20 protein-coding genes are annotated in these 23,887 nt (G+C 64.8%); 6 read left to right on the top strand and 14 right to left on the bottom strand.

The window, feature by feature from the left end:
* The first annotated feature begins 68 nt into the window (after positions 1-68).
* From PW844_RS07200 to PW844_RS07185, 4 genes are all read left to right on the top strand, one after another.
* The gene (locus PW844_RS07200; protein WP_299449802.1) at positions 69-839 is read left to right on the top strand and encodes a response regulator transcription factor; all 771 of its coding nucleotides are present in this window, start codon (positions 69-71) and stop codon (positions 837-839) included.
* Positions 836-2,248, top strand: a complete 1,413-nt coding sequence (locus PW844_RS07195; protein ID WP_299449800.1) for a HAMP domain-containing sensor histidine kinase — start codon at positions 836-838, stop codon at positions 2,246-2,248. Before PW844_RS07200 ends, PW844_RS07195 begins: the two co-directional genes overlap by 4 nt.
* 131 nt (positions 2,249-2,379) lie before the next feature.
* On the top strand, positions 2,380-2,934 hold the full coding sequence (locus tag PW844_RS07190) for a hypothetical protein (RefSeq protein WP_299449798.1): 555 nt from the start codon (positions 2,380-2,382) through the stop codon (positions 2,932-2,934).
* 11 nt (positions 2,935-2,945) lie between these two features.
* Entirely contained in the window at positions 2,946-5,336 is a 2,391-nt protein-coding gene (locus PW844_RS07185) for a bifunctional [glutamine synthetase] adenylyltransferase/[glutamine synthetase]-adenylyl-L-tyrosine phosphorylase (protein ID WP_299449796.1), read from the top strand.
* On the opposite strand, the gene PW844_RS07180 is transcribed toward PW844_RS07185, so the two are convergent.
* The 12 genes from PW844_RS07180 to PW844_RS07125 form a co-directional block, all read right to left on the bottom strand.
* Positions 5,289-7,667 carry a PAS domain-containing sensor histidine kinase gene (locus PW844_RS07180; RefSeq protein WP_299449794.1) on the bottom strand — a complete coding sequence of 793 codons (2,379 nt, stop codon included), beginning with the start codon at positions 7,665-7,667 and terminating at the stop codon, positions 5,289-5,291. The two genes, PW844_RS07185 and PW844_RS07180, sit on opposite strands and share 48 nt — an antisense overlap.
* A 211-nt stretch (positions 7,668-7,878) precedes the next feature.
* Positions 7,879-8,772 carry an aminopeptidase N C-terminal domain-containing protein gene (locus tag PW844_RS07175; RefSeq protein WP_299449793.1) on the bottom strand — a complete coding sequence of 298 codons (894 nt, stop codon included), beginning with the start codon at positions 8,770-8,772 and terminating at the stop codon, positions 7,879-7,881.
* Positions 8,684-10,528: an aminopeptidase N gene (pepN, locus tag PW844_RS07170; protein ID WP_299449791.1), complete on the bottom strand. Its 1,845-nt coding sequence runs from the start codon at positions 10,526-10,528 to the stop codon at positions 8,684-8,686. The genes PW844_RS07175 and pepN overlap by 89 nt, the downstream gene beginning before the upstream one ends.
* Before the next feature lie 184 nt (positions 10,529-10,712).
* The gene (locus PW844_RS07165) at positions 10,713-11,957 is read right to left on the bottom strand and encodes an MFS transporter (RefSeq protein WP_299449789.1); all 1,245 of its coding nucleotides are present in this window, start codon (positions 11,955-11,957) and stop codon (positions 10,713-10,715) included.
* Positions 11,958-12,111: 154 nt separating this feature from the next.
* On the bottom strand, positions 12,112-12,264 hold the full coding sequence (locus PW844_RS07160; RefSeq protein WP_299449787.1) for a hypothetical protein: 153 nt from the start codon (positions 12,262-12,264) through the stop codon (positions 12,112-12,114).
* 103 nt (positions 12,265-12,367) lie between these two features.
* Positions 12,368-12,556: a hypothetical protein gene (locus PW844_RS07155; protein ID WP_299449785.1), complete on the bottom strand. Its 189-nt coding sequence runs from the start codon at positions 12,554-12,556 to the stop codon at positions 12,368-12,370.
* 152 nt (positions 12,557-12,708) lie between these two features.
* Positions 12,709-13,593, bottom strand: coding sequence for a uracil-DNA glycosylase (locus tag PW844_RS07150; RefSeq protein WP_299449783.1), 885 nt, complete (start codon positions 13,591-13,593; stop codon positions 12,709-12,711).
* Positions 13,594-13,669: 76 nt separating this feature from the next.
* Positions 13,670-14,959, bottom strand: coding sequence for an Hsp70 family protein (locus PW844_RS07145; RefSeq protein WP_299449781.1), 1,290 nt, complete (start codon positions 14,957-14,959; stop codon positions 13,670-13,672).
* Between the two features lie 152 nt (positions 14,960-15,111).
* Positions 15,112-18,228: an efflux RND transporter permease subunit gene (locus tag PW844_RS07140; protein WP_299449779.1), complete on the bottom strand. Its 3,117-nt coding sequence runs from the start codon at positions 18,226-18,228 to the stop codon at positions 15,112-15,114.
* Complete coding sequence (locus PW844_RS07135; protein ID WP_299449776.1) at positions 18,225-18,506, bottom strand: hypothetical protein; 282 nt, start codon at positions 18,504-18,506, stop codon at positions 18,225-18,227. The genes PW844_RS07140 and PW844_RS07135 overlap by 4 nt, the downstream gene beginning before the upstream one ends.
* 5 nt (positions 18,507-18,511) lie before the next feature.
* Positions 18,512-19,456: an efflux RND transporter periplasmic adaptor subunit gene (locus tag PW844_RS07130; RefSeq protein ID WP_299449774.1), complete on the bottom strand. Its 945-nt coding sequence runs from the start codon at positions 19,454-19,456 to the stop codon at positions 18,512-18,514.
* A gap of 412 nt (positions 19,457-19,868) precedes the next feature.
* On the bottom strand, positions 19,869-20,657 hold the full coding sequence (locus PW844_RS07125; RefSeq protein WP_299449772.1) for an SDR family oxidoreductase: 789 nt from the start codon (positions 20,655-20,657) through the stop codon (positions 19,869-19,871).
* A 252-nt stretch (positions 20,658-20,909) separates the two neighbouring features.
* Between PW844_RS07125 and PW844_RS07120 the strand changes: the two genes are divergently transcribed.
* A complete protein-coding gene (locus PW844_RS07120) occupies positions 20,910-22,574 on the top strand; it encodes a 4Fe-4S dicluster domain-containing protein (RefSeq protein WP_367187751.1) in 1,665 nt (554 codons plus the stop codon).
* Between the two features lie 11 nt (positions 22,575-22,585).
* On the top strand, positions 22,586-23,122 hold the full coding sequence (locus tag PW844_RS07115; RefSeq protein WP_299449771.1) for a GNAT family N-acetyltransferase: 537 nt from the start codon (positions 22,586-22,588) through the stop codon (positions 23,120-23,122).
* Positions 23,123-23,213: 91 nt separating this feature from the next.
* On the opposite strand, the gene PW844_RS07110 is transcribed toward PW844_RS07115, so the two are convergent.
* Both PW844_RS07110 and PW844_RS07105 read right to left on the bottom strand, forming a co-directional pair.
* Complete coding sequence (locus PW844_RS07110; protein ID WP_299449769.1) at positions 23,214-23,579, bottom strand: type II toxin-antitoxin system VapC family toxin; 366 nt, start codon at positions 23,577-23,579, stop codon at positions 23,214-23,216.
* A complete protein-coding gene (locus PW844_RS07105) occupies positions 23,576-23,797 on the bottom strand; it encodes a type II toxin-antitoxin system VapB family antitoxin (RefSeq protein ID WP_299449767.1) in 222 nt (73 codons plus the stop codon). The genes PW844_RS07110 and PW844_RS07105 overlap by 4 nt, the downstream gene beginning before the upstream one ends.
* Positions 23,798-23,887 lie beyond the last annotated feature (90 nt).

The raw sequence follows: 23,887 nt of genomic DNA, 5'->3' as shown, positions 1-23,887 counted from the left end.
GCAGCAATGTAGACCGGAGCCGTGCAGGCCGCCGCTTGCACGGCTTCTTTGTTTCCCGACGAGCAACGATGGGTGAGACCATGACCAGCGGTAGCCAGCCAAAATCCGACGCCACCGATTCCGGTTGTGCAGCAGTGCCGCCGGCGAGTAATGTCACCCACATGAAGATTTTGATCATCGAAGATGACCTCGAAGCCGCCGCCTACCTGACCAAGGCGTTTCGCGAGGCCGGAATCCTTGCCGATCACGCCAGTGACGGCGAGAGCGGCCTCTTCATGGGCACCGAAAACACCTATGACGTGATGGTCATCGACCGCATGCTGCCGCGCCGCGACGGCCTGTCGGTGATTGCCGAGCTGCGCCGCAAGGCGATCCACACGCCGGTGCTGATTCTGTCCGCGCTCGGCCAGGTCGACGACCGCGTCACCGGCCTGCGCGCCGGCGGCGACGATTATCTGCCGAAACCCTATGCCTTCAGCGAGCTGCTCGCCCGCGTCGAGGTTCTCGGCCGCCGCAAGGGCACGCCGGACCAGGACGTGCTCTACCGGGTCGGCGATCTCGAACTCGACCGGCTCTCCCACGAGGTGCGCCGCGCCGGCAAGGAGATCGTCCTGCAGCCGCGCGAATTCCGGCTGCTCGAATATCTGATGAAGAATGCCGGCCAGGTGGTGACCCGCACCATGCTGCTCGAAAACGTCTGGGATTACCACTTCGATCCGCAGACCAACGTCATCGACGTCCACGTCTCGCGCCTGCGCGCCAAAATCGAGCGGGATTTCAACATGCCGCTGCTGAAAACCATCCGCGGCGCGGGCTACATGATCAAGGACGAGGGATGAGTCGCTTCCGCGTCCTCTTCAAGTCCACCGCCGTCCGCCTGTCCGCCCTCTACATCCTGCTCTTTGCCCTCTGCGCCGCAACGCTGGTGTTTTACGTCACGTCGATGTCGGAGCGGCTGCTGACGCAGCAGATCCGCGATGCCGTCAGCCTGGAAGTCAGCCAGGTCAAGCATGCCTATGAAAACGGTGGCCTGAACCTTTTGCTGCGCACCATGGAGCGGCGCGCCCGCCAGCCGGGCGCCAATCTCTACGTCATCGCCAGCCCGACGGGCGAGATCCTCGCCGGCAACGTCGCCTCCGTGCAGCCGGGCACCTTCGACGACCAGGGCTGGACCGAGCTGCCGTTCATCTACGAGCGCTATGCCGACACCACCGCCGAGCGTCATCACCTGGCGATCGCCAACATCTTCACCCTCGACAATGGCCTGCGCATCCTGATCGGCCGCGACCTCGGCGAGCCGGAGCGGTTTCGCCTGCTGGTCCGCCAGGCGCTGATGCTGGCGCTGGCGATCATGGGCGTCGGTGCGCTGGTCATCTGGTTCGGCATCGGCCGCAATGCGCTCCGCCGCATCGACCGGATGACCGATGCCAGCCGCAAGATCATGGCCGGCGACCTGTCGCAGCGGCTGCCGGTCGGCGGCTCCGGCGACGAATTCGACCGCATGTCGGATTCGCTGAACACCATGCTCGAGCGCATCGAAAAGCTCAACGAAGGCCTGCGCCAGGTCTCCGACAACATCGCCCACGACCTGAAGACGCCGCTGACCCGGCTGCGCAACAAGGCGGTCGATGCGCTGGATGTCGGCGATGAGGAACGCCGCCGTATCGCCCTCGAAGGCATCATCGCCGAATCCGACCAGCTGATCCGCACCTTCAACGCGCTGCTGATGATTTCGCGGGTCGAGGCCGGCGCGGTGGCGGCGGAAATGACGGCGGTCGACCTGTCGGCCATCGTTGCCGATACGGCCGAACTCTACGAGCCGGTGGCCGAGGATGCCGGGCTCGTCCTCACCGCCGACATCGAGCCGGGCCTGGAAATCCAGGGCAACCGCGAACTGATCGGCCAGGCGCTGTTCAACCTGATCGACAATGCCCTCAAATATGCGCCGGGCGGCTCCGGCCGGCCGGATGTCGTTCTCAAGCTCGCCCGCACTGCCGATGGCGTCAGCCTCTGCGTCGCCGACCATGGGGCCGGCGTGCCGGCGGAAAAACGCGAGGACGTCGTCAAGCGCTTCTTCCGCCTCGACGAGAGCCGGTCGAAGCCGGGCACCGGGCTCGGTCTGTCGCTGGTCGAGGCGGTGATGGAGCTGCACGGCGGCAAGTTGCAGCTGGCCGACACCGATCCCGACAATGCCGAGGCGCATGGGCTGACGGCGACGATGGTGTTTCCGAACGCCGGCAGGAATTGACGACGATGGCCGCGTTCGGCGTGCCAGCCCTTGGCGTTGGCCGCACTTCAGCCTAGATTGGCCCGTGACCAGCTTCGCGACTATCCGGCGGGGCGTCTGACCACGACCGCTTGAACAGGCCGGAGCGCTGCTTGACCCCACCGAACGATCGACTGGACGCCGTTGCCCGCGGCCTGTTGCGACCGCTCAACCAGGCCGCGGCCAAGACGGCGCTGGCCGACCTGAAAACCATCGGCAAGCGGCAGGCGGCGGTCGCGGCGCTGATCGACGGCGATACGCCGCTGCGCGATTTCATCGTCGCTGTCTTCACCCTCTCCCCCTATCTGCATGATACCGCCGAACTCGATCCCGCCTTGCTGGCTGCGGCGATCGGCGCTCCCCTGGTGCCGCAGATCGAACGGCTGATCGACGCGGCACGGCAGGCCTGGCTGCCGGCTGCGGACGCGGCGGCGGTATCGGAAGGCGAGCTGATGGGGCGCCTGCGCCGCATCAAGCGCAAGGCGGCCTTTCTCATCGCGCTTGCCGATCTCAGCCGGCTGTTCGACGCCCGGACCTCCGCGCGCCTGCTGAGCGCCCTGGCCGAGGCTTCGATTTCCGCCGCCATCGATCATCTGCTCCTGTCTGCCCACGAAGCCGGCAAGCTGGTGCTGAAGGACGCGGCCAACCCGGCGCCGGCTCCGGCCTGATCGTTCTCGGCATGGGCAAGCTCGGCGCCGAGGAGCTGAACTATTCCTCCGACATCGACCTCGTCATCTTCTTCGACGACATGGCCGGCATCGTTGCCGATCCGGACGATGCCATCGACATCTTTCCGCGGCTGATGCGCCGGCTGGTGCGCATCCTGCAGGAGCGCACCGCCGACGGCTACGTCTTCCGCACCGACCTGCGCCTGCGGCCCGATCCGGGCGCCACACCGCTGGCCATGCCGGTCGACGCGGCGATGATCTACTACGAAGGCCGCGGCCAGAACTGGGAGCGCGCCGCCTTCATCAAGGCCCGTCCCGTCGCCGGCGACAGGGCGGCCGGCGCCGCCTTCATCCGCGACCTCGTCCCCTTCGTCTTCCGCAAATATCTCGATTTCGCGGCGATTGCCGACATCCATTCGATCAAGCGCCAGATCCATGTCCACAAGGGCCATGGCGAGATCGCCGTCAAAGGCGGCCACAACGTCAAGCTCGGCCGCGGCGGCATCCGCGAGATCGAGTTCTTCGCCCAGACGCAGCAGCTGATCGCCGGTGGCCGCATGCCGGCGCTGCGCGGCCGCGCCACCGAGGCGACGCTTATCGAACTGACCCGGGCCGGCTGGATCGATGCCGAGACGCGCGACGAGCTGAGCGATGCCTACTGGTTCCTGCGCGATGTCGAGCACCGCATCCAGATGGTCCGCGACGAGCAGACGCATCTGCTGCCGGAAACCGATGCCGAGCTGAAGCGCATTGCGCTGATGATGGGATTTGCCGACGTCCAGGGCTTTTCGGAACGGCTGGTGGCCGTGCTGAAAACCGTGGAACGGCGCTATGCGCAGCTGTTCGAGCATGAGACGCGGCTTTCCGGCGAGGCCGGCAATCTGGTCTTCACCGGCCAGGCGGACGATCCCGAAACGCTGCAGACCCTGCAGCGGCTCGGCTTCGAGCGCGCCGCCGACATGTCGCGCATCATTCGCACCTGGCATTACGGCCGCTACCGCGCGACGCAATCCGTCGAGGCGCGCGAGCGGCTGACGGAGCTGACACCGCAATTGCTGCGCGCCTTCGGCGAAAGCACGCGGGCCGACGAGGCGCTGCTGCGCTTCGACCAGTTCCTCTCCGGCCTGCCGGCCGGCATCCAGCTGTTTTCGCTGCTCGGCAAAAATCCCGTCCTGCTCGACCTCATCGTCACCATCATGGCGGCAGCGCCGCGGCTGGCCGACATCATCGCCGCCCGCCCGCACGTCTTCGACGGCATGCTCGATCCCGGCCTCATGGCCGAGCTGCCGACGCGCAGCTATCTCGCCGCCCGCCTCGACAGCTTTCTGCAGCCGGCCCGGCACTATGAGGATATCCTCGATCGGCTGCGCATCTTTGCCGCCGAGCAGCGTTTCCTGATCGGCATCCGACTGCTGACCGGGGCGATTTCCGGGGCGATGGCCGGCCGGGCCTTCACCCATCTGGCCGACCTCGTCATCGCCGCCGCGCTCGACGCCGTGCGCAACGAACTGCGTGCCGCCCACGGCGATTTCCCCGGCGGTCGGATCGCGGTCATCGGCATGGGCAAGCTCGGTAGCTTCGAGCTCACCGCCGGCTCCGACGTCGATATCATCCTGCTCTACGATTACGATGACGACGCCACCGAGTCCGATGGTGCCAGGCCGCTTGATGCGACCCGCTATTTCGCCCGCATCACCCAACGCCTGATCGCAGCGCTCTCGGCCCCGACGGCAGAGGGTATTCTCTATCAGGTCGACATGCGCCTGCGGCCCTCTGGCAACAAGGGGCCGGTGGCGACACGCATCAACGCCTTCGAGAAATACCAGCGCGAGGAAGCCTGGACCTGGGAGCACATGGCCTTGACCCGCGCCCGGGTCATCTGTGGCGACACGGCCTTGGCCGGGGATGCCGGACGCATCGTCGCCGGCGTGCTGGCAGCGCCCGCCGATCGGGCGAAGATCGCCCAGGACGTCGCCGAGATGCGCACGCTGGTCGATACGGAAAAGCCGCCGGCCGGCCTCTGGGATCTGAAGCATGCGCGGGGCGGCCAGATCGACATCGAGTTCATCGCCCAATACCTGCGCCTCGCCGCACCGACGCAGGGCGATACGGAAGCGAATATCGGCTTAAGTACCGTCGAGGCCCTGGATCGATTTGGCCCCGATTTCATGGCTCTCGACGATCTGGCCACCTGCCGGCAGGCCCTGGCGCTTTATACCGAGCTGTCGCAACTGATCCGGCTTTGCATCGACGGCCTGTTCGATCCGGCCGCGGCGCCGGCCGGGCTGATCGATCTGGTGGTGCGCGCCGGCGATTGCCCGGACGTGACGACGCTGGAAGCCGAACTCCGCCGCCTAGGCGAAGCTGTGCGCGGCATATTCGACGCGCTTCTGCCGCGTTAGGGCCTTTGGCGGCGCATCGGGCTGATCCGGGATATAGACCGAAATGACGGTGCCGACGCCTTCGCGCGAGCGGATGTTCATGCTGCCCTTGTGCAGCTGGGCCAGCGACCGGGAGATGGCGAGGCCGAGGCCGGAGCCGCCCTTGCTCTTGGCATATTGATTCTGCACCTGCTCGAACGGCTGGCCGATCTTGGTCAGCGCCGCCTTCGGGATGCCGATGCCGGTATCGGCGATGGTCAGCATGACGCCGTCGCCGACGTCGCGCATGCGCACCGCGATCCGCCCGCCGCTGTTGGTGAATTTTACCGCGTTGGACAAAAGGTTGAGCAGGATCTGCTTCATCGCCCGCCGGTCGGCGGTCAGTGTGCGGCCGGCGGCAAAACGCTGGTCGACGCGAATGTTCTTGGCGGCCGCCGGCACCGAGGTGAAGCGCAGGCATTCCTCGATCAGCGGCACCAGGTCGATGGTCTCGCAGGACAGCTTGACGTGGCCGGCCTCGATCTTCGACATGTCGAGAATGTCGTTGATGACGTTGAGCAGATGCTTGCCGCTGTCATGGATGTCGCGGGCATATTCGTCGTATTTCCCGGAGCCGAGCGGGCCGAACATCTGGTTCTGCAGGATTTCCGAAAAGCCGAGAATGGCGTTCAGCGGCGTGCGCAACTCGTGCGACATGTTGGCGAGGAATTCCGACTTGGCCTTGTTGGCGGCCTCGGCGCGGTCCTTTTCGGCCAGGTAATTGGTGTTGGCGACGGACAGCTCCGCCTTCTGCCGCTCGAGAATCTGCCGCGAGGCGGAGAGATCGTCGATCGTCGCATTGTTGCGGCGTTCCGATTCGCGCAGCCGCTCCTGATGGCGCTTCAGCAGGGTGATGTCGGTGCCGACCGACACCGTGCCGCCGTCGCGGGTGCGGCGCTCGTTGATCTGCAGCCAGCGCTCGTCGGCAAGCTGCACTTCCGTCGTCTGCGAGTAGCCGGAGCGATCGGCATCGGCGATCCGCCGTTCGATCACCGGACGGGCGGCAGCCGAGACCACCGTCGAACGCTCGGTGCCCGGCATCAGCACGTTGTCGGGAAGGCCATAGGCCTGCTGGTAATGGGCGTTGCACATCACCAGCCGGTCGTTCTTGTCCCACAGTACGAAGGCTTCCGAGGTGCATTCGATGGCGTCGGCCAGCCGCTGGTCGGCCTCGGCGTAGCGCTGCGCCAGGCGGTGCTGCTCGGTGACGTCCATGGCGATGCCGATCATGTGCACCTGGCCGGAATTGTTGCGGATCACCTGGGCGCGCACCCGCATCCAGACATAATGGCCGCCGGCATGGCGGATGCGCAGGATCTGGTCGATCTGGCCGGCATTGCCCTTGGCGACGGCGCGGGCAAGCTCGTAGAGGCTGTTGTCGTTCGGATGCATCAGCCGGGCGGCATCGCCGAAGGACAGGGTCTTGTCGGAGGCCGGCAGGCCGAGCATGTCGTACATCGACCGCGACCAGAAGAATTCACGGTTGGCGAAATCGAAATCCCAAAGACCGCAGCGGCCGCGCGACAGCGCCGTCTCGACCCGCAGGTTGGATTCCAGAAAGGTTTCGTCGGCATCGCGGGCGCGGCGGACCTGCATGTAATAGGCATAGAGAATGACCAGCAGGATCGACGATATGCCGGCAAACAGCGTGACGTTGAGCGTCAGCTCGTCGCGCCACAGCCGGCCGATCTGTTCCAGCGAGGCGGCCGAGACGATGAAGCCGCCCTTGTCGCCGACCAGCGCGATCGAGGCGTAATAGGGCAGGCCGCCGATCTTGGTCTCGATGACGCCGCCGCCATCGCCGAAGCGGCGGATGGTCGAGACCTCGGGGAAGAAATCGGAGATCGTCAGGCCGACATAGCGCATGCCGTCGACCGACGCGGCAAAGACCCGGCCGCTCGCCTGCACCATCAGCACGAAGTCGCCGCTGTCGAGCCGGTCCTGCGGCAGATAGGTATTGAGCCTGGCTTCCGCCGCGCTGCGGTCGCCCGTTTCGAACAGCGACGCATCATTGGCAAAGGCAGCGAACACGGCCGAGGCCGACAGGGCGGTGGAATGGCGCGCGGCGGATTCCATCCGGCCGTGCTCCATCACCATCGAGACGATGTGCGAGGCGGCGACCACCGACAGGAAGGCGAGGATGAGGATCGGGATCGCCCGCTTGAGGATATGCTCGGCCTTGGAAAACTGCCGGGAGACACGGGTGACGCCGGCGCCGGCGCGATCGACGAGACCGTCGTGCCAGGATTTCAAGTCGTCGAAATTGACACGCAGCCGCCCTTCGGCCGCAGTTGCCCGCCGCACGTCCACCATATTGCGCCCTGAACCTTGTGTGATTCGCGCGCCGCTCGCTCGAACCTGCGCCAATGAATCATTCGCGATTCGGCTTGTCCAGAGGGCCTGATAAAACTTTCTTAACTATTTGCTATTGCAGGTTTTTTGGCAAGCCAATCGGCGCGGCGGCAAAGGCCTTTCGGAGATTTCCGAAAATTGCCGCGCAAATCACCTGCTTTCCCGCCGCAAATCAGTCCTTCAAAATGCGGTCGACGATGTCGCGAACGTCGGTCGACAGCTCGGCGCCGAGCTCGATCTGCATCAGCGCGGCGCGCGCATGGTCGGCGCGCACCGGCTCCAGCGACCGCCAGGAGCGCATCGAGGTGAGGATGCGGGCGGCGAGCTGCGGATTGCGCGGGTCGATCGTCAGGATCTCCTCGGCCAGGAAGCGGTAGCCGGCGCCGTCGGCGCGGTTGAAGGCGGTCGGGTTGCCGAAGGCGAAGGTGCCGACGAGGGCGCGGACGCGGTTCGGATTGCTGCGGGTGAACAGCGGGTCCTGCATCAGCGCCTGGACGCGTTGCAGCGTCGCAGCGCCCGGCACGGCGGCCTGGATGGCCAGCCATTTGTCGACCACCAGGGCATTGTCCTCGAAGCGGGCCTTGAAGGCGGCCAGCGCCTCGGTGGCTTCCGGCGAGTCGGGAAAGCGATGCGCCAGGATGGTCAGCGCCTGGCTGAGGTCCGTCATGTTGTTGGCGGCGTCGAAGGCGGCCTTGGCGCGGGCCGGGGCCTTGTCCGACAGCGACAGGAAGCCGAGCGCGGCATTGCGCAGGGCGCGGCGGCCGGCGCTGGCGGCATCGGGGCTGAACGGCCCCGGCGTGCCCATGCCGTCGTAGAGAGCGGCAAAGATGGCTTTCCCGGCTTCGGCAATCTGCGACAGGATCGCCTGGCGGCCGGCGTGGATGGCGTCGGGATCGTTGTTGGCGCCGAGTTCGCGGGCGATGTCGGCTTCGCTCGGCAGGTTGAGCACCTGGGCGCGGAAGGCCGGCTCCAGGGCTTCATCGGCGGCGGCAGCCAGCAGCGCCTCGATCAGCGCCGGGTCGCAGACGACGGGTGCACGGCTGCGCGTGTCGCGGACGGCCTGCAAGCAGGATCGGCAGCGCCAGATCGGTGAGCGCCTGCCAGCGGGCGAAATGATCGGTCTCGAAGCGGGCGATCAGCGCCAGGTCGCCGGCACTCTGGTCGAAATGCAGGTTGATCGGCGCCGAAAAGCTGCGGTTCAGCGACAGCACCGGACGCGACGGAATGTCGTGGAAGACGGCGGTCTGCGAGCGCTCGACCAGATGCAGCACATCCTTGGTGAATTCGGCGCCCTCGACCGATCCCGGCAGCATCGGCTGGCCGTCTTCGGAAATCAGGCCCAGCCGCAGCGGGATGTGAACCGGCTCCTTGGCCGACTGGCCGGGCGTTGCCGGCACCATCTGCTCCAGCGACAGGGTGAACGTCCTGGCGGCGGCGTCATAGGCGCAGGAGGCGGTCACCAGCGGCGTGCCGGCCTGGTGGTACCAGAGCGAGAACTGCGTCAGGTCGCGGCCGCTGACCTCGGCAAAGCAGGCAACGAAATCCTCGACGGTGGCGGCATCGCCGTCATGACGCTCGAAATAGAGGTCCATGCCCTGCTTGAACAGGTCGCGGCCGAGCAGGGTGGCGATCATCCGGGTGACTTCGCTGCCCTTCTCGTAGACGGTCGTCGTGTAGAAATTGTTGATCTCGCGGTATTTCGTCGGGCGGACCGGATGGGCGAGCGGGCCGCTGTCCTCCGGAAACTGCTCCGACTTCAGGTGCCGCACTTCGGCGATCCGCTTGACCGGGCGCGAGCGCTGGTCGGCGGAAAATTCGTGATCGCGGAAAACCGTCAGGCCTTCCTTCAGGCAGAGCTGGAACCAGTCGCGGCAGGTGATGCGGTTGCCGGTCCAGTTGTGGAAATATTCATGGGCGATGATCGCCTCGATATTGGCATAGTCGGCATCCGTCGCCGTTTCCGGATCGGCCAGAACATACTTGTCGTTGAAGACGTTCAGCCCCTTGTTCTCCATGGCGCCCATGTTGAAGTCGGAGACGGCGACGATCATGAAGATGTCGAGGTCGTATTCGCGGCCGAACACGTCCTCGTCCCATTTCATCGAGCGCTTCAGTGCATCCATGGCGTAGGCGGCGCGGGCTTCCTTGCCGTGCTCGACGTAGATTTTCAGGGTGACTTCGCGGTCCGACATGGTGACGAAGCTGTCTTCGATGACGCCGAGGTCGCCGGCGACCAGCGCGAAGAGATAGCTCGGCTTCGGATGCGGGTCGAACCAGGCGGCAAAGTGCCTGCCTTCGCCGTAACCGGCTCCGCCCAAAAAGTTGCCGTTCGACAGCAGCAGCGGATTGGCGGCCTTGTCGCCGATGATGTTGACGGTGTAGGGCGCCAGCACGTCGGGGCGATCCGGGAAATAGGTGATGCGGCGAAAGCCTTCGGCCTCGCACTGGGTGCAATAGATGCCGCCGGTGCGATAGAGGCCCATCAGCTGGGTGTTGGCGGTCGGGTTGATGATCGTCGTGATCGTCAGCTCGAAGGGCAGGGATGCGGGCAGGTCGCGGACGGTCAGGCTCTTGTCGGTGGCGGTATATTGCCCTGCCGGCACCTCGCTCTGGTCGAGCAGCAGGCCGGACAGGCTCAGTTCGTCGCCGTCGAGCACCAGCGGCGCGGACAGCTCGACGCCCTCGCGGCGGTGAAAGATCAGCCGTGCTTCCACCTTGGTTTCGGTCGGATCGAGCTCGAAGGTCAGATCGACGCGCTCCAGAACGAAATCGGTGGGGCGGTAGTCTGCCAAATGAACGATCTGGCCGATATCAGTGCGCATGGGACTTCCTAAATGGACGTTAGGGACGGCGCACGGTCCGCAGGGGAGCAGGCGTCTTCGAGAGAAACTTTATTCAATATGATTACATTAAAATCTGAACTAAAGTTAAAGCCATAACTTCCGATCGCGGCAATTTGCGATTGCCGTTTAAAATTCCTGAATTTTTGCAGGTCGCCCGAGTATCTCAGGCAGATCGATCGTCCGGCGAGGCATTGCGCACCGATGTTTCGGTGCCGCGCACCGGGATCGGCATGCCCTTGAAATCGGTCTTGTCGATACGCCCTTCGCCGACCTTGCGGATCGCCGTGCGCCAGCCGGCATAGCCGGCGTAGAGCGCGAAGATCAGCGCCAGGAACCACAGCAGGCCCGAGGTGCCGCCGACCTGCATCATCGCGCCGGCCAGGAGCGGCCCGAAAACGGTGCCGAGGCCGTAGAGGATCATGATGCCGCTGGAGATCGTCACATATTCGTCCGGGGCGGCCCGATCGTTGGCGTGGGCGACGTTGATCGCATAGACCGGATAGAGCACCGTGCCGACGAAGAAGGCGGCGACATAAAGCGCGATGATCGAATGGACGTCGAACAGCGTCATGACAGCGCAGGCGACGACGCCGATGATGCCGCAGACGATCATGACCAGGCGGCGATCGACCATGTCCGACACTCGGCCGATCGGCATCTGCGAGATCGCCCCGCCGGCCAGCACGCAGGCAAGCAGCGTCGCGCCCTGCGCCGTGTTCATGCCGACGATCTGGGTATAGACGCCGCCCAGGCTGTTCCAGGTGCCGGACAGGGCGCCCGATAGCAGCGAGCCGACAAAGGCTACGGGCGAAAGCCGATACAGCTTTGGCAGATCGAATTTCGCCTGGGCGATCGGCGTCGGCGATTTTGCCGTCGACAGCGCCGTCGGCAGCATGGCGAGCGCGAAGATGATGCCGCACAGGATGAACAGTGAGGTCGACTTCGGATCGCCGAGCGGCACCAGATATTGGCCGCCGATCGAGCCGACCAGGCAGGTGATCATGTAGACCGAGAAGATGGTGGCGCGATTGGCGTTGGTGACGCGCTCGTTCAGCCAGCTCTCGATGATCAGATAGGCGCCGGCGATGGCAAAGCCGCTGATGAAGCGGAAAGCCACCCAGGCGCGCCAGTCGACCAGCAGGGCGCAGAGCAGGATGCCGATCGCCAGCAGCGAGATCAGCGCCCCGAAGACGCGCACATGGCCGACGCGTTTGACGAACATCGGCGTGATGATGCAGGAAATCGTGAAGCCGAGCGTATAGCCGGTGGCGATGAAGGAGATGGTGAAGGTCGACCAGCCCTCGGCGACCGAGCGGATCGGCACGACATAGTTCATCAGTCCCAGGCCGACCATCATCAGGAGGGTCGACAGCATCAGGCTGGCGATCGAGATCAGGCTGGCCAGCATGGCAAATTCCGGGTGTTGGCTGGGAGGGAAGGCGGACGATGCATTGTCCTCTATCCCACGATCGAGGCGCAATCAATCGCGACACCGCCTGCCGCAGAAAGCCGCTATCCCCTGTCGGATGAGATAGGCGGACAATCCCGCCCGGAATTGCCGCCTAAAGCGGAACGGCCGCAGAGGCGCGATCGTCGTCGCTTGCCGGGTCGCGGCTGCTGCGGGCGCGCTCGAATTCCGCGGCGGCGCGCACGGCCGCGTCGATCTGCCGGGTGGTTTCGAACAGGCTGAAAAAGCGCGCAAAGGGCAGGGACATATCGGATTTCCGTGGTTCGGCTGAGTTGCGTCAAACTCTGCCTGTCGGCGCTTCGACGCAATCACCGTTGTTGCGCCCCAGCCATGCGGGGCGCGCAGGCCGATCAGTGGGTGCGAAATTCCGCAAACATCGTCGTCGGGCGAACGAGGCGCGACATTGTGCCGGTGGCACGCGCCGTTATCTGTTCGTTGGTCGGCTCGAGGCTGCGATAGCCGCGGGTGGTGCGCGCAATTTCGCTGGCGTGGCGGAGGGTTTCAAACCCACAATGGATGGGACGCGATCGAATAGTCATGGCCTTGGTTCCTAATGGCGGTTCCTCCCAAGACGCAGGCTGAATATCGCAGTGCAGCCGTGATTCCACAACGCATGCTGCCGCACGGACTGATATGCAAAAATCACATATCAAAATTCACAAAAAGTATTTATTGCCAAAAAAATAGACGATTACGCGTCTGCGTCAATACGTCGCCGAAAGGCCAAAAGATCCTGCCAGGCCAAGCGCTTATTGATGGGGGCCGTCAGAAGGTCCTGCGGATGCAGCGTCGCAATGGCCGGAACACTGCCCGATCCGACGCCAATATCGCGCCAATGGCCGCGCAGCGCGTGAATCGTCTCATTGCCGCCGAAAAAGAATCGGGCGGTGAAATTGCCGAGCAGCAGCAGGGTTTTCGGTTCGGCGAGCGCGATCTGCCGTTCGATGAACGGCCGGCAGATATCCACTTCCGGAATGGATGGCGCGCGGTTGCCGGGCGGCCGCCAGGGGATGACGTTGGTCAGCAGGATGTCGTCGCGGGCAAGCCCGATGGCGCCGAGCATGCGGTCGAGCAGCAGCCCGGAGCGGCCGGCAAACACGGCGCCCTCGCGGTCGTCGTCGGCGCCCGGCATCGGGCCGATGACCATGATGCCGCTGTCCGGATTGCCGCTGGCAAACAGCGTCGAGCGGGCGCTGTTCTTCAGGTTGCAGCCGTTGAAGGCCTCGAGGGCGGCCTTCAGTTCCGGCAGCGAGCGGGCGCTCTCGGCGGCAAAGCGCGCCTGGTCGATGGCCTGCTCGTCGGGAATGGCCGGCGCCCGGGCCGATGCGCTCGGTGGCGCAGCCAGGGCGGGTGCTGTGGGCCGGCGGTCGACGGCGTTCGCCACCTGGCTGGCGGCCGATGGGGCCGGCGATGGCGCGGCCGCCGGGCGGCCCGCCTGCCGCGCCGCTTTCATCGCCGCGAATTCGGCGAAACGGTCGACCGGCTCCTCCTCCAGCAGCCAGCTGACGCCGGCATCCGCATGGAAATGCAAAAGCGCGGCGAGTTCGGCCGGGGAAAGGTCTTGGACGGAGATCATCGCCGAACTCTAGCGAAGCGGCCCAGCCAAGGGAAGGGCCAAAGGCCGGCCTTGCCCTGTCTCAGCCATCCCCGCCTCAGGCTGTCCACTGGGCAATATCGTCGCGCTCGCCGATCAGCGCCAGGCCGTGGGCGATCGACAGCAGTTCGCCGCCGGTCTCGATGCGGCTCTCGTCGAAGCGTTCGGTGAAGATTTTGCGCACGGCGGGCACGAAGGAGGTGCCGCCGGTCAAAAACACCTTGTCGATGCTGCCGGCCGCGGTGTTGGTCTTTTCCAGCACCTCGTCGAGCGCGCCCTCGATGCGGGCCAGTTCCGGCGCGATCCAGCCGTCGAAATCGCTGCGCTTCACCGTCGTCCGGCCGGCGGCGCCGAGCGGCGCGAAGTTGAACTCGGCTTCGTCGGCGGACGACAGCGCCATCTTGGTGGCCGACACCGCCTGGTAGAGCGGATAGCCTTCGTCGTGCTCGATCAGGTCGATGAAGGTTTCCAGCTTTTCCGGCTCGAGCGCGGTGCGCACCAGCTTCTGCAGCTCGGGAAATTCGCGCGAGGTCTTGAAGATCGACAGCTGGTTCCAGCGGCCGAAGCTGGCGTAATAGGAGGAGGGCACCTCCAAAATCTTGTCGAAACTCTTGAAGTGGCTGCCCTTGCCGATTTTGGCGAGACGACGATTGTCGATGATGCGGAAGTCGAAATGATCGCCGGCGACGCCGACGCCGGAATGGCCGATCGGCGTTGCCGTCAGCCGGCCGCCTGACGTCTCGAAGCGGATCAGCGAATAGTCGGTGGTGCCGCCGCCGAAGTCGGCGACCAGCACGGTGGCATCGCTCTTCAGGTTCTGCGCGAAGTAGAAAGCCGCCGCAACCGGTTCATAGACATAATGAATTTCCGGAAAGCCGAGCCGCGTCAGCGCCTCGTTGTAGCGCGCCGTCGCCAGATCAGGGTCGGGATTGGCGCCGGCGAAATGCACCGGCCGGCCGGTGACGATGCGGCCGACATCCGACGGCCAGTTGTCGCCGGCATAGGCCTTCAGGCGGCGGATGAAGACTTCCATCAGGTCTTCGAAACTGTGGCGCTTGGCATGCACCAGCGTGCCCTGGAACAGGGCGCTGGCGGCAAAGGTCTTGATCGACTGCAGGAAGCGGCAATCGCCGGGATTGTCGATGAACTGCTGGATCGCCGCATGGCCGGCCTCGACCTTCAGCACCGAGGCGCCGAGATGCCGGTCCTTCATGAAGGACAGCGCCGTGCGCATGCTGTCGGCCGAACCGGCCGTGCTGGTGAACGAGACGGAGCGGGTCGACGCTCCATCGGCCAGCGCCATCACGCTGTTCGTCGTGCCGAAGTCGAAACCCAGCGCCTGAGCCATGCTCGCACTCCTGTCTGCCGAAAATGTCTGGATGGGGCAAAGTCCCGCCTGAAAGCGAAACGCCCTCTGATCAAAGAGGGCGCGTCATCGCATAGGCAGGCTGGCTGTGCAAGATGGCGCCGGCCGCGAAATCGCCCGCGGCCGGCCGATGGTCATTCCGCCGCAATGGCGGTGGGGGCGTGTTCCTCGGCAACCGGCTCTTTCCGGCGGCCGAGGCGTTTGACGAAATTGTCGAGCCGGTTCATCTCCAGGAAGATGACGGGGGTGATGAACAGCGTCAGGATCTGCGAGACGACGAGACCGCCGACGACGGCGATGCCGAGCGGCTGGCGCAGCTCCGAGCTCGCACCGCCGCCGATGGCGATCGGCAGGGCGCCGAGCAGGGCGCAGAAGGTCGTCATCATGATCGGCCGGAAACGCCGGACGCAGGCTTCGTGGATCGCCTCGGCCGGCGAAACGCCGTCCGAGGATCGCAGCGTCTCCAGCGCCACGTCGATCATCATGATGGCGTTCTTCTTGACGATGCCGATCAGCATCAACAGGCCGATCAGGGCGATGATCGACAGGTCGAAGCCGAAGAGTTTCAGCGCCAGCAGCGCCCCGAGCGCCGCCGCCGGCAGACCGGAGAGAATGGTCAGCGGGTGGATGAAACTCTCGTAGAGGACGCCGAGCACCACGTAGATGGTCAGGACGGCGGCCAGGATCAGGTAGGGCGTCGAGCCCTGCGACTGCTGGAAGATTTGCGCCGTGCCGCCATAGGAGGTGAAGACGTCGGCCGGCATGTTGATCTGCTTCTTGATCTGGTCGATCGTCGCCGTCGCATCGCCGAGCGCTTCGCCGGCCGGCAGGTTGAACGACACGGTGGTCGACACCAGCTGGCCCGTCTGGTTGATGGTCACCGGCCCGGTGTTGCGCTCGATATGGGCAAAGCTCGACAGCGGCACCTGCGCCCCGCTCGACGAGGTGACGCGGATGCGCGACAGTTTCTGGTCGTCCCAGGGCTGGTTGGCATCATATTCGATGATCACGTCGTAGCTGTCGCCGGTCGACTGGATCTGGGCGGCGGCATAGTCGCTGAACGCTTCCTGCAGCGTCGTGCGCAAAAGGTTGTTGTTGATGCCGTAGGCGGCCGCCTTTTCCGTGTCGATGACGACGTTGGCCTGCAGCGCCTTGTTCTGCGCGTCGGTGGTGACGTCGGTGAATTTCGGATCCTTCTTCATCTCGGTGAGCAGCTTGTTGGCCCAGGTGTTGGTCAGGTCGGCGCTGAGCGCCTGGATGACCAGCTGGTACTGGCTGGCCGTCTGGCGGCCGCCGAAGCGCAGGCTCTGCTGCGGATTGATGAACACCTGGATGCCGGGGATGGTGGCGACGGCGGCGCGCATTTCGCGCAGCGTCTGGTCGAGCGGCTCGCGGTCATGCTTGTCCTTCAGCTGGGCATACATGGTGCCGCTGTTCAGCGTCTGCCGGGCGCTGGCGCCGACCACCGACATGACATGCTCGACGGCCGGGTTCTTCTGGATCAGGGCGGCGGCCTGGTTCTGCAGGTCGCGCATCGCCGTGTAGGAAATGTCCTGGCGGGTGCGGGTGGAAATCTGCAGGCGGCCGATATCCTCGGTCGGGAAGAAGCTCGCCGGCAGCGTCATGAACAGATAGATCGACAGCCCGACCGAGGCCAGAAAACTGCCGAGCACGACGAATTTGTTGCGCAGGCACCAGGCGACGCCCTTGTCGTATTTGCCTTCCGTCCAGTTGAAGCCGCGGTTGAAGATGCGGACCGGCCAGGGCGGATGGCTGTGGCCGCTCGACAGCCGCGAGCCGAGCATCGGCGTGACGGTGAGCGAGACGATGGCCGAGGAGACGATGGCGATGGCGACGACCATGCCGAACTCGTTGAAGATGCGGCCGACGACGCCGCCCATCAAAAGGATCGGGATGAACACGGCGATCAGCGAGATCGACATCGAGATGATGGTGTAGCTGACTTCCGCCGAGCCCTGGATGGCCGCCTGGCGCACCGGCATGCCGTTCTCGATATGCCGCAGGATGTTTTCCAGCATGACGATGGCGTCGTCGACCACCAGCCCCACCGCGATCGTCAGTCCGAGCAGCGATATGTTGTCGACGCTGTAGCCGAGCACATACATCATCCCGAACGTGGCGATCAGCGACAGCGGCACCGCCAGGCCGGGAATGATGGTGGCCATGACGTGGCCGGTGAAGAGATAGATGACGAGGACGACGAGGCCGACGGTCAGGAGCAGCGTGAACTTGACGTCGGAGATGGCTTCGCGGATCGGTGCGGCCGAATCGTTCATGACGGTGGTCTTCACCGAGGCCGGCATTTCGGCGTGCAGTTTCGGCAGCGTCTTGTTGATCGCGTCGACGACGTCGACGGTGTTGGCATCGGGCTGGCGCTGGATGGCCAGAATGATGGCGCGGTTGCCGTCGTACCAGCTGCCGATGTTCTGGTTCTCGACGCTGTCCTGGACGTTGGCGACGTCGCCGAGATGGATCGGCGCGCCGTTCGGATGGGCGATGACCAGCGAGCGGAACTGCGCGGCATTGATGCGCTGCGTGTCGGCGTTGATCGTCATGCTCTGCGCCGAGTTCTGCAGCGTGCCGACCGGCACCTGGCTGTTGGCGTTGACCACGGCGGTGTTGACGGTATCGATGCCGATGCCGCGGTCGATCAGCTTGTCGGGATCGACGGAGATGCGCACGGCATAGGTCTGGGCGCCGTTGACGGTGACTTCGGCGACGCCCGGCAGCGTCGACAGCGACGGCGAGATGATGTTTTCGGCGATGTCGTCGAGCGTGCTGCGCGGCAGCGTGTCGCTCTGCACGGCGATCAGCATGACCGGCGCGTCGGCGGGGTTGGTCTTGCGGTAGCTCGGCGGCGTCGTCAGGTTGTTCGGCAGTTTGCGGGTTGCCGTCGAAATCGCCGCCTGGACGTCGGCGGCGGCGGCATCGATGCTGCGGTTGAGATCGAACTGCAGGACGATGCTGGTGTTGCCGAGCGAATTGGTCGAGGAAATTTCGCTGATGCCCGGGATCGTCTCGAACTGCTTGATCAGCGGCGTGGCGACCGAGGTCGCCATGGTCTGCGGCGAGGCGCCGGTCAGCTGGGCGGAGACGTTGATGGTCGGAAAGTCGACCTGCGGCAGGGCGGCGACCGGAATGAGCTGGTAGCCGGCCAGACCGGCCAGCACGACGCCGATCGCCAGGAGCGTGGTGGCGACCGGACGCTGGATGCAGAAATTCGGGATCATGGCTGCGCTCCGACTGCGATCGTTTCGGTCTTGCCGCCATCGGCCGCCGCTACTTTCTGCGCCGGGCCATCACTGAATTCTTCCTTGATCGTCTGGCCGTCGTTGATCTGCGACTGACCCTCGATCACCACATGGTCGCCGGCCGACAGGCCCTTGGCGACGGCGGTTCTGTCGCCGTTGGCGCGGGCCACGGTCACCGGCGTGACATGCACCTTGTTGTCCTTGACGACGAAGGCGATGAAACCGTCCGGGCCGGGGCTGACGGCGACCGTCGGCACGACGGTCAGCTTTCCGTATCGGAGAAATGCACGGCGACATTGACCGACCGGCCGGGCCACAGGGCGCCATTGGCATTGTCGAACTTGGCCTTGACGATGATCGTCCCGGATGTCTGGTCGACCGTGTTGTCGAAGAAGCTGACCTGGCCCTGGCGAACCTTGCCCTTGTCGGAGCGCGGCACGGTGGTCACCGGAACGGGGCCGGCGGCAAGCGCCTCCTGCAGTTCGCGCAGGTTGTTTTCCTGCATGTTGAACTTGATATAGGCCGGATCGTACTTGGCGATCGTGACGATGGCCGTTCCCGGGCTGACATAGGCGCCGAGGCTGAGCGACACGTCGCCAAGCCGGCCGTCATAGGGGGCGCGGATCTCGGTGTGCTCGAGCAGCACCTGGTCGGCGGCCAGCTGCGCCTTGTCGCCATCGCCGGTGGCGACGGCCGCGTCGCGCGCCTCGCGGGCCTCGTCGGCGGTGGCCTGCGTGCCGGCATTGCCGCTCAGCAGGCTTTGGGCGCGGGTCAATGCCGATTCGGCTTCGGCCAGCGTTGCCTGGTCCTTGGCATACAAGGCCTTGTCCTTGTCGACGGCGGCCTGGGCGGTGCGCGGATCGAGCTTGGCGATCAGGTCGCCGGCCTTCACCGTGGCGCCGTCCTCGGCGACGATCTGGGTGACGATGCCGGCCTCCTGGGCGGCGATGGTCGTCTGGTCGATCGGCACCACCCATCCGGTCGCGGTGACGTCCAGCGGCAAGGTCGTCTGGACGGCGGCCACGGTCTTGACGACGATCGGGGCGGAGGGTTTTTTCTGGCCGCCGGTCTTCGCCGCGCTGGTGCTCTCGGGCGCCGCGGACGCCTTGTCGACCAAGGCAGAGACAAAAGGTATGCGTTCCCGGTATGTCCAGAGCGCCGCGCCGGCGACGATGAGAAGGCAGAGGCTAAGCCAGAATTTCTTCATGTGTGATACCGGGCGAACGCTGTTTCGGAAGTAAGCGGCTTGGCAAATGCGGAGGAAAGCAACGCGGATATCACCAGCGTCGTCGCAACACTTCACATTTCTGTTACCGCTAACGCTGAGCAAATGTAGTTTAGGATTGATGCAGAAAGATTAGCCGCCAATCTAGCACAGATATTTCCGAGGAAAAATTAACACTTGGAAAGCTTTGGAGACCTGCTGGCCACGGAAAAGTACCAAACGGTAACAAAATGCCAGTTTTCGGCATGACGCGTTCGCGCCTTCTACTCCAGGTAGCCAAGCAGCCCCTCCACGGCGGTGGGGGCGCAAGCGATCGATGGCCGGGCTTGCCTTCACCTCTCGCACCGATCCCGACTGATTCCGCCGGGATCGGCCAATTCCGTTTGCCTGGCGATCAGACGGAGCGGGCGGCGCCGCCGTCGCAGCGGATCATTGCACCGGTGATGTAGCTGGCCGGTTCGCTGCACAGAAATGCGGCTGTGGCGGCGAACTCATCGACGCGGCCGTAGCGGCCGACGGGGATGCGGGCCTGCTTCTCGGCACGAATGTCCGCCATCGGCCGGCCGGTGCGCTTGGCGGCGGCGCCGTCCAGGTCGTCGAGCCGATCGGTGGCGATGCTGCCCGGCAGCAGCATGTTCGAGGTCACGCCATGGCCGGCGATTTCCGTTGCCAGCGTCTTGCTCCAGCCGGCCAGCGCCGGGCGCAAAGTGTTGGAAAGCGCCAGATTGGCCAGCGGCTCGATGACGCCGGAGGAGGCGACGGTGAGAATCCGGCCCCATCCCTGCGCCTTCATCGCCGGCAGCAGCGCGTTGGTGAGCGTGATGATGCGCGCCACCATCGAGACGAAATAGCTTTCGAGATTTTCCGCCGTCATGTCCTCGGTGGTGCCGGGTGTCGGGCCGCCGCTGTTGTTGACGAGAATGTCGAGGCCGCCGAGTTTTTCGGCGACGCCTTCGGTCACCGTCCTGACGAAGTCGGGGTGGCTGAGGTCGGCCTGCAGCCAGTCGGCCTTGCCCTTGCCCTCGGCGTTGATCGTCGCGCAGTTGGCGGCCAGCCGCTCGCTGCTGCGGCCGCAGATCAGCACGTCCGCCCCCTCGCGCGCCAGGGCGACGGCAATGCCGTAGCCGAGCCCCTTGGACGATGCCAGGATGAGTGCGCGTTTTCCCTTGATGCCGAGATCCATTGTCTGCGTCCTTCGTTTGAGCTGCCGATGCGGTCTGCGCTGATATAGAGCGGCGGCCGGCGGCATTGAAGCGAAAACGACGGCCGCGCGCCGCCAGCGCCGGATGGCGCGGCAGGAAAAGCCTTCGTTTCGTCAATTGTGCAAATTGGAGGAGTGGGCGTCGCATCCCGGCTCGACAATCCGATCCGTTTTGACAAGAGAGAAGACAAAACGGGGACGAGGCCGCGCGCACGGCCAAGCGGAGACGACGGAATGACCGACGCACTGGAACTGCCGGAACGCGAAAGCATGGAATTCGACGTGGTGATCGTCGGGGCGGGCCCGGCCGGCCTGTCGGCGGCCATTCGCCTGAAGCAGGTCAACCCGGATCTCACCGTCGTCGTGCTGGAGAAGGGGGCCGAAGTCGGCGCCCATATCCTGTCGGGCGCCGTCGTCGATCCCATCGGCATCGACCGGCTGCTGCCGGGCTGGCGCGAGGAGGAGGGCCATCCCTTCAAGACCGAAGTCACCGCCGACCATTTCATGCTGCTCGGCCCCGCCGGCTCGATCCGCCTGCCGAACTTTTTGATGCCGCCGCTGATGAACAACCACGGCAATTACATCGTCTCGCTCGGCCTCGTCTGTCGCTGGCTGGCCGAGAAGGCGGAAGCCCTCGGCGTCGAGATCTATCCCGGCTTTGCCGCCACCGAAGTCCTCTACAATGACGCCGGCGCCGTCATCGGCGTCGCCACCGGCGACATGGGCATCGAGAAGAATGGCGAGCCCGGCCCGAATTTCACCCGCGGCATGGAGTTGCTCGGCAAATATGTGCTGATCGGCGAGGGCGTGCGCGGCTCGCTCGCCAAGCAGCTGATCGCCAAGTTCGATCTCTCCAAGGATCGCCAGCCGCAAAAATTCGGCATCGGCATCAAGGAGCTCTGGCAGGTGAAGCCGGAGAACCACAAGCTCGGCCTCGTCCAGCATTCCTTCGGCTGGCCGCTCGACATGAAGACCGGCGGCGGTTCCTTCCTCTATCATCTGGAGGACAATACGGTGGCCGTCGGCTTCGTCGTCCACCTGAACTACAAGAACCCCTATCTCTATCCCTTCGAGGAATTCCAGCGCTTCAAGACCCATCCGGCCATCCGCGGCACCTTCGAGGGCGGCAAGCGGCTCTCCTATGGCGCCCGCGCCATCACCGAGGGCGGCTACCAGTCGGTGCCGAAGCTGACCTTCCCGGGCGGCGCGCTGATCGGCTGTTCCGCCGGCTTCGTCAACGTGCCGCGCATCAAGGGCAGCCACAATGCCGTGCTGTCCGGCATGCTGGCGGCCGACAATATCGCCGCGGCGATTGCCGCCGGCCGCGCCAATGACGAAGTCGTCGAGATCGAGAACGAATGGCGCGCCGGCGATATCGGCAAGGATTTGAAGCGGGTGCGCAACGTCAAGCCGCTGTGGTCGAAGTTCGGCACGGTGCTCGGCGTGGCACTCGGCGGCCTCGACATGTGGACGAATTCGCTGTTCGGCTTCTCCTTCTTCGGCACCGTCAGCCACGGCAAGACCGACGCCGCCTCGCTGGAGCCGGCGTCCAAGCACAAGAAGATCGACTATCCGCGCCCCGACGGCGTGCTGACCTTCGACCGCCTGTCCTCGGTCTTCCTGTCGAACACCAACCACGAGGAAAACGAGCCGGTCCATCTCAAGGTCAAGGACATGGCGCTGCAGAAATCCTCCGAACACGACATCTATGCCGGCCCGTCGACCCGCTACTGTCCGGCCGGCGTCTATGAATGGGTGGAGAAGGATGGCGAGGAAACCTACGTCATCAACGCCCAGAACTGCGTCCACTGCAAGACCTGCGACATCAAGGACCCGAACCAGAACATCAACTGGGTGCCGCCGCAGGGCGGCGAGGGGCCGGTCTATCCGAACATGTGAGGCGTGACGGCATGACGGTCACTGCGGCCGAGGGTTACATCATACGGCTGGCCCGGCTGGAGGAGTTTCCGCGCCTGACCGAGATCGAGTTGGATGCCTTCGCAACGCTGGCGGACGCCCGTGGCGGCGATGGCGACGGCGAGCCGCATGCCTTGCCGCAGGATGTGTTGCGGCAGTCGCTGGAAGACGAGCTGCTTTTCGTCGCCGCTGACGGCCGCAACCAGCCGATCGGCTTTCTGGCCGGCATGGAGCGCGACGGGACGCTGTATGTCAACGAGGTCGACGTCGTCCGCGTCTGGCAACGCCGGGGCGTCGGCCGGCGGCTGATGGCGACGGCCATCGCAACCGCCCGCGCCAGCCGGCTCGGCGGCGTGACGCTGACGACCGATCGCTTCGTGCCGTTCAATGCGCCGTTTTACGCCAGGCTCGGTTTTACCGAGATCACGACCAGCGATGCGCTGCCGGCGCTGCGCCAGGCGCTGGCTACGGAAGTCGGACACGGCATGGGTGCCGAGCGTCGGGTGGCGATGATCCTGCGATTTGGGTGATCGGTGTCCGCGCGGCGAGCCGCACCTGCTGGCGGGGCAGTCTATCCGAAATTCTGATGGCCTTGTTGGAGGGCTGTCGGCGGCGGCCCAATTAGGGTTCGTATGCGACGTCGAGACGGAGGGCGACTTTGGCCAGCCGTTTGTCCCGGGTCCAGACCCGCGCCTGCTGTTTCAATTTGGCTGTCGCCAGCAAATGCGCATCGACGAAACCGATGCCGCTTCCCAGCAGGGAATATTGCCTGATGAGGAACAGAAATTCCTCCTGACTTGCCGTGGCGGCTTGCGGCAGCTTGGAAAGCATATCCAAGATCGCATCGCCGTCTTTGAGATTGCCGAGAGCGATTTCGCCGATAACGAAGGGATGCAGCAAGAGCTGCTTGCGCTTGAGTAGAAATTCGACGGCGTCTTCACGACTCCGCAAATGGTCGATCCAGACGGAAGTATCAACCAGTATCAATCAGGATTTCCCTCCCAAGTGCCATCCTCGTTCCAGCGTCGCCGCGGCGGTATCTTCAGTCCCGGCTGGCTGCCGCCCAGGGCAATGAGCTTTTGCGCCGCTTCGTGTTGAACAAGCAGCGTCAGCGCTTGCTCCACCACGGACGCAGTTTCTGCGATGCCGGAAAATTCCTTGGCATCGGCCAGCAACTTGTCGTCAATCGATATGGTCGTAAGCATGGCGACCTCCTTGGCTGTTGAAGCTAGCACCATTCTGCGCCCTTTTCAACGCGCGCGGCAACCTGAAGTGGTGTTTGCCGCGCGCGAAGG

It is taken from the genome of Pantoea sp., from assembly GCF_028283705.1.
GTDB lineage: Bacteria > Pseudomonadota > Gammaproteobacteria > Enterobacterales > Enterobacteriaceae > Pantoea.
Note: the sequence above shows the minus strand (reverse complement) of the source record. Positions and strands in the feature narration are given on the sequence as shown.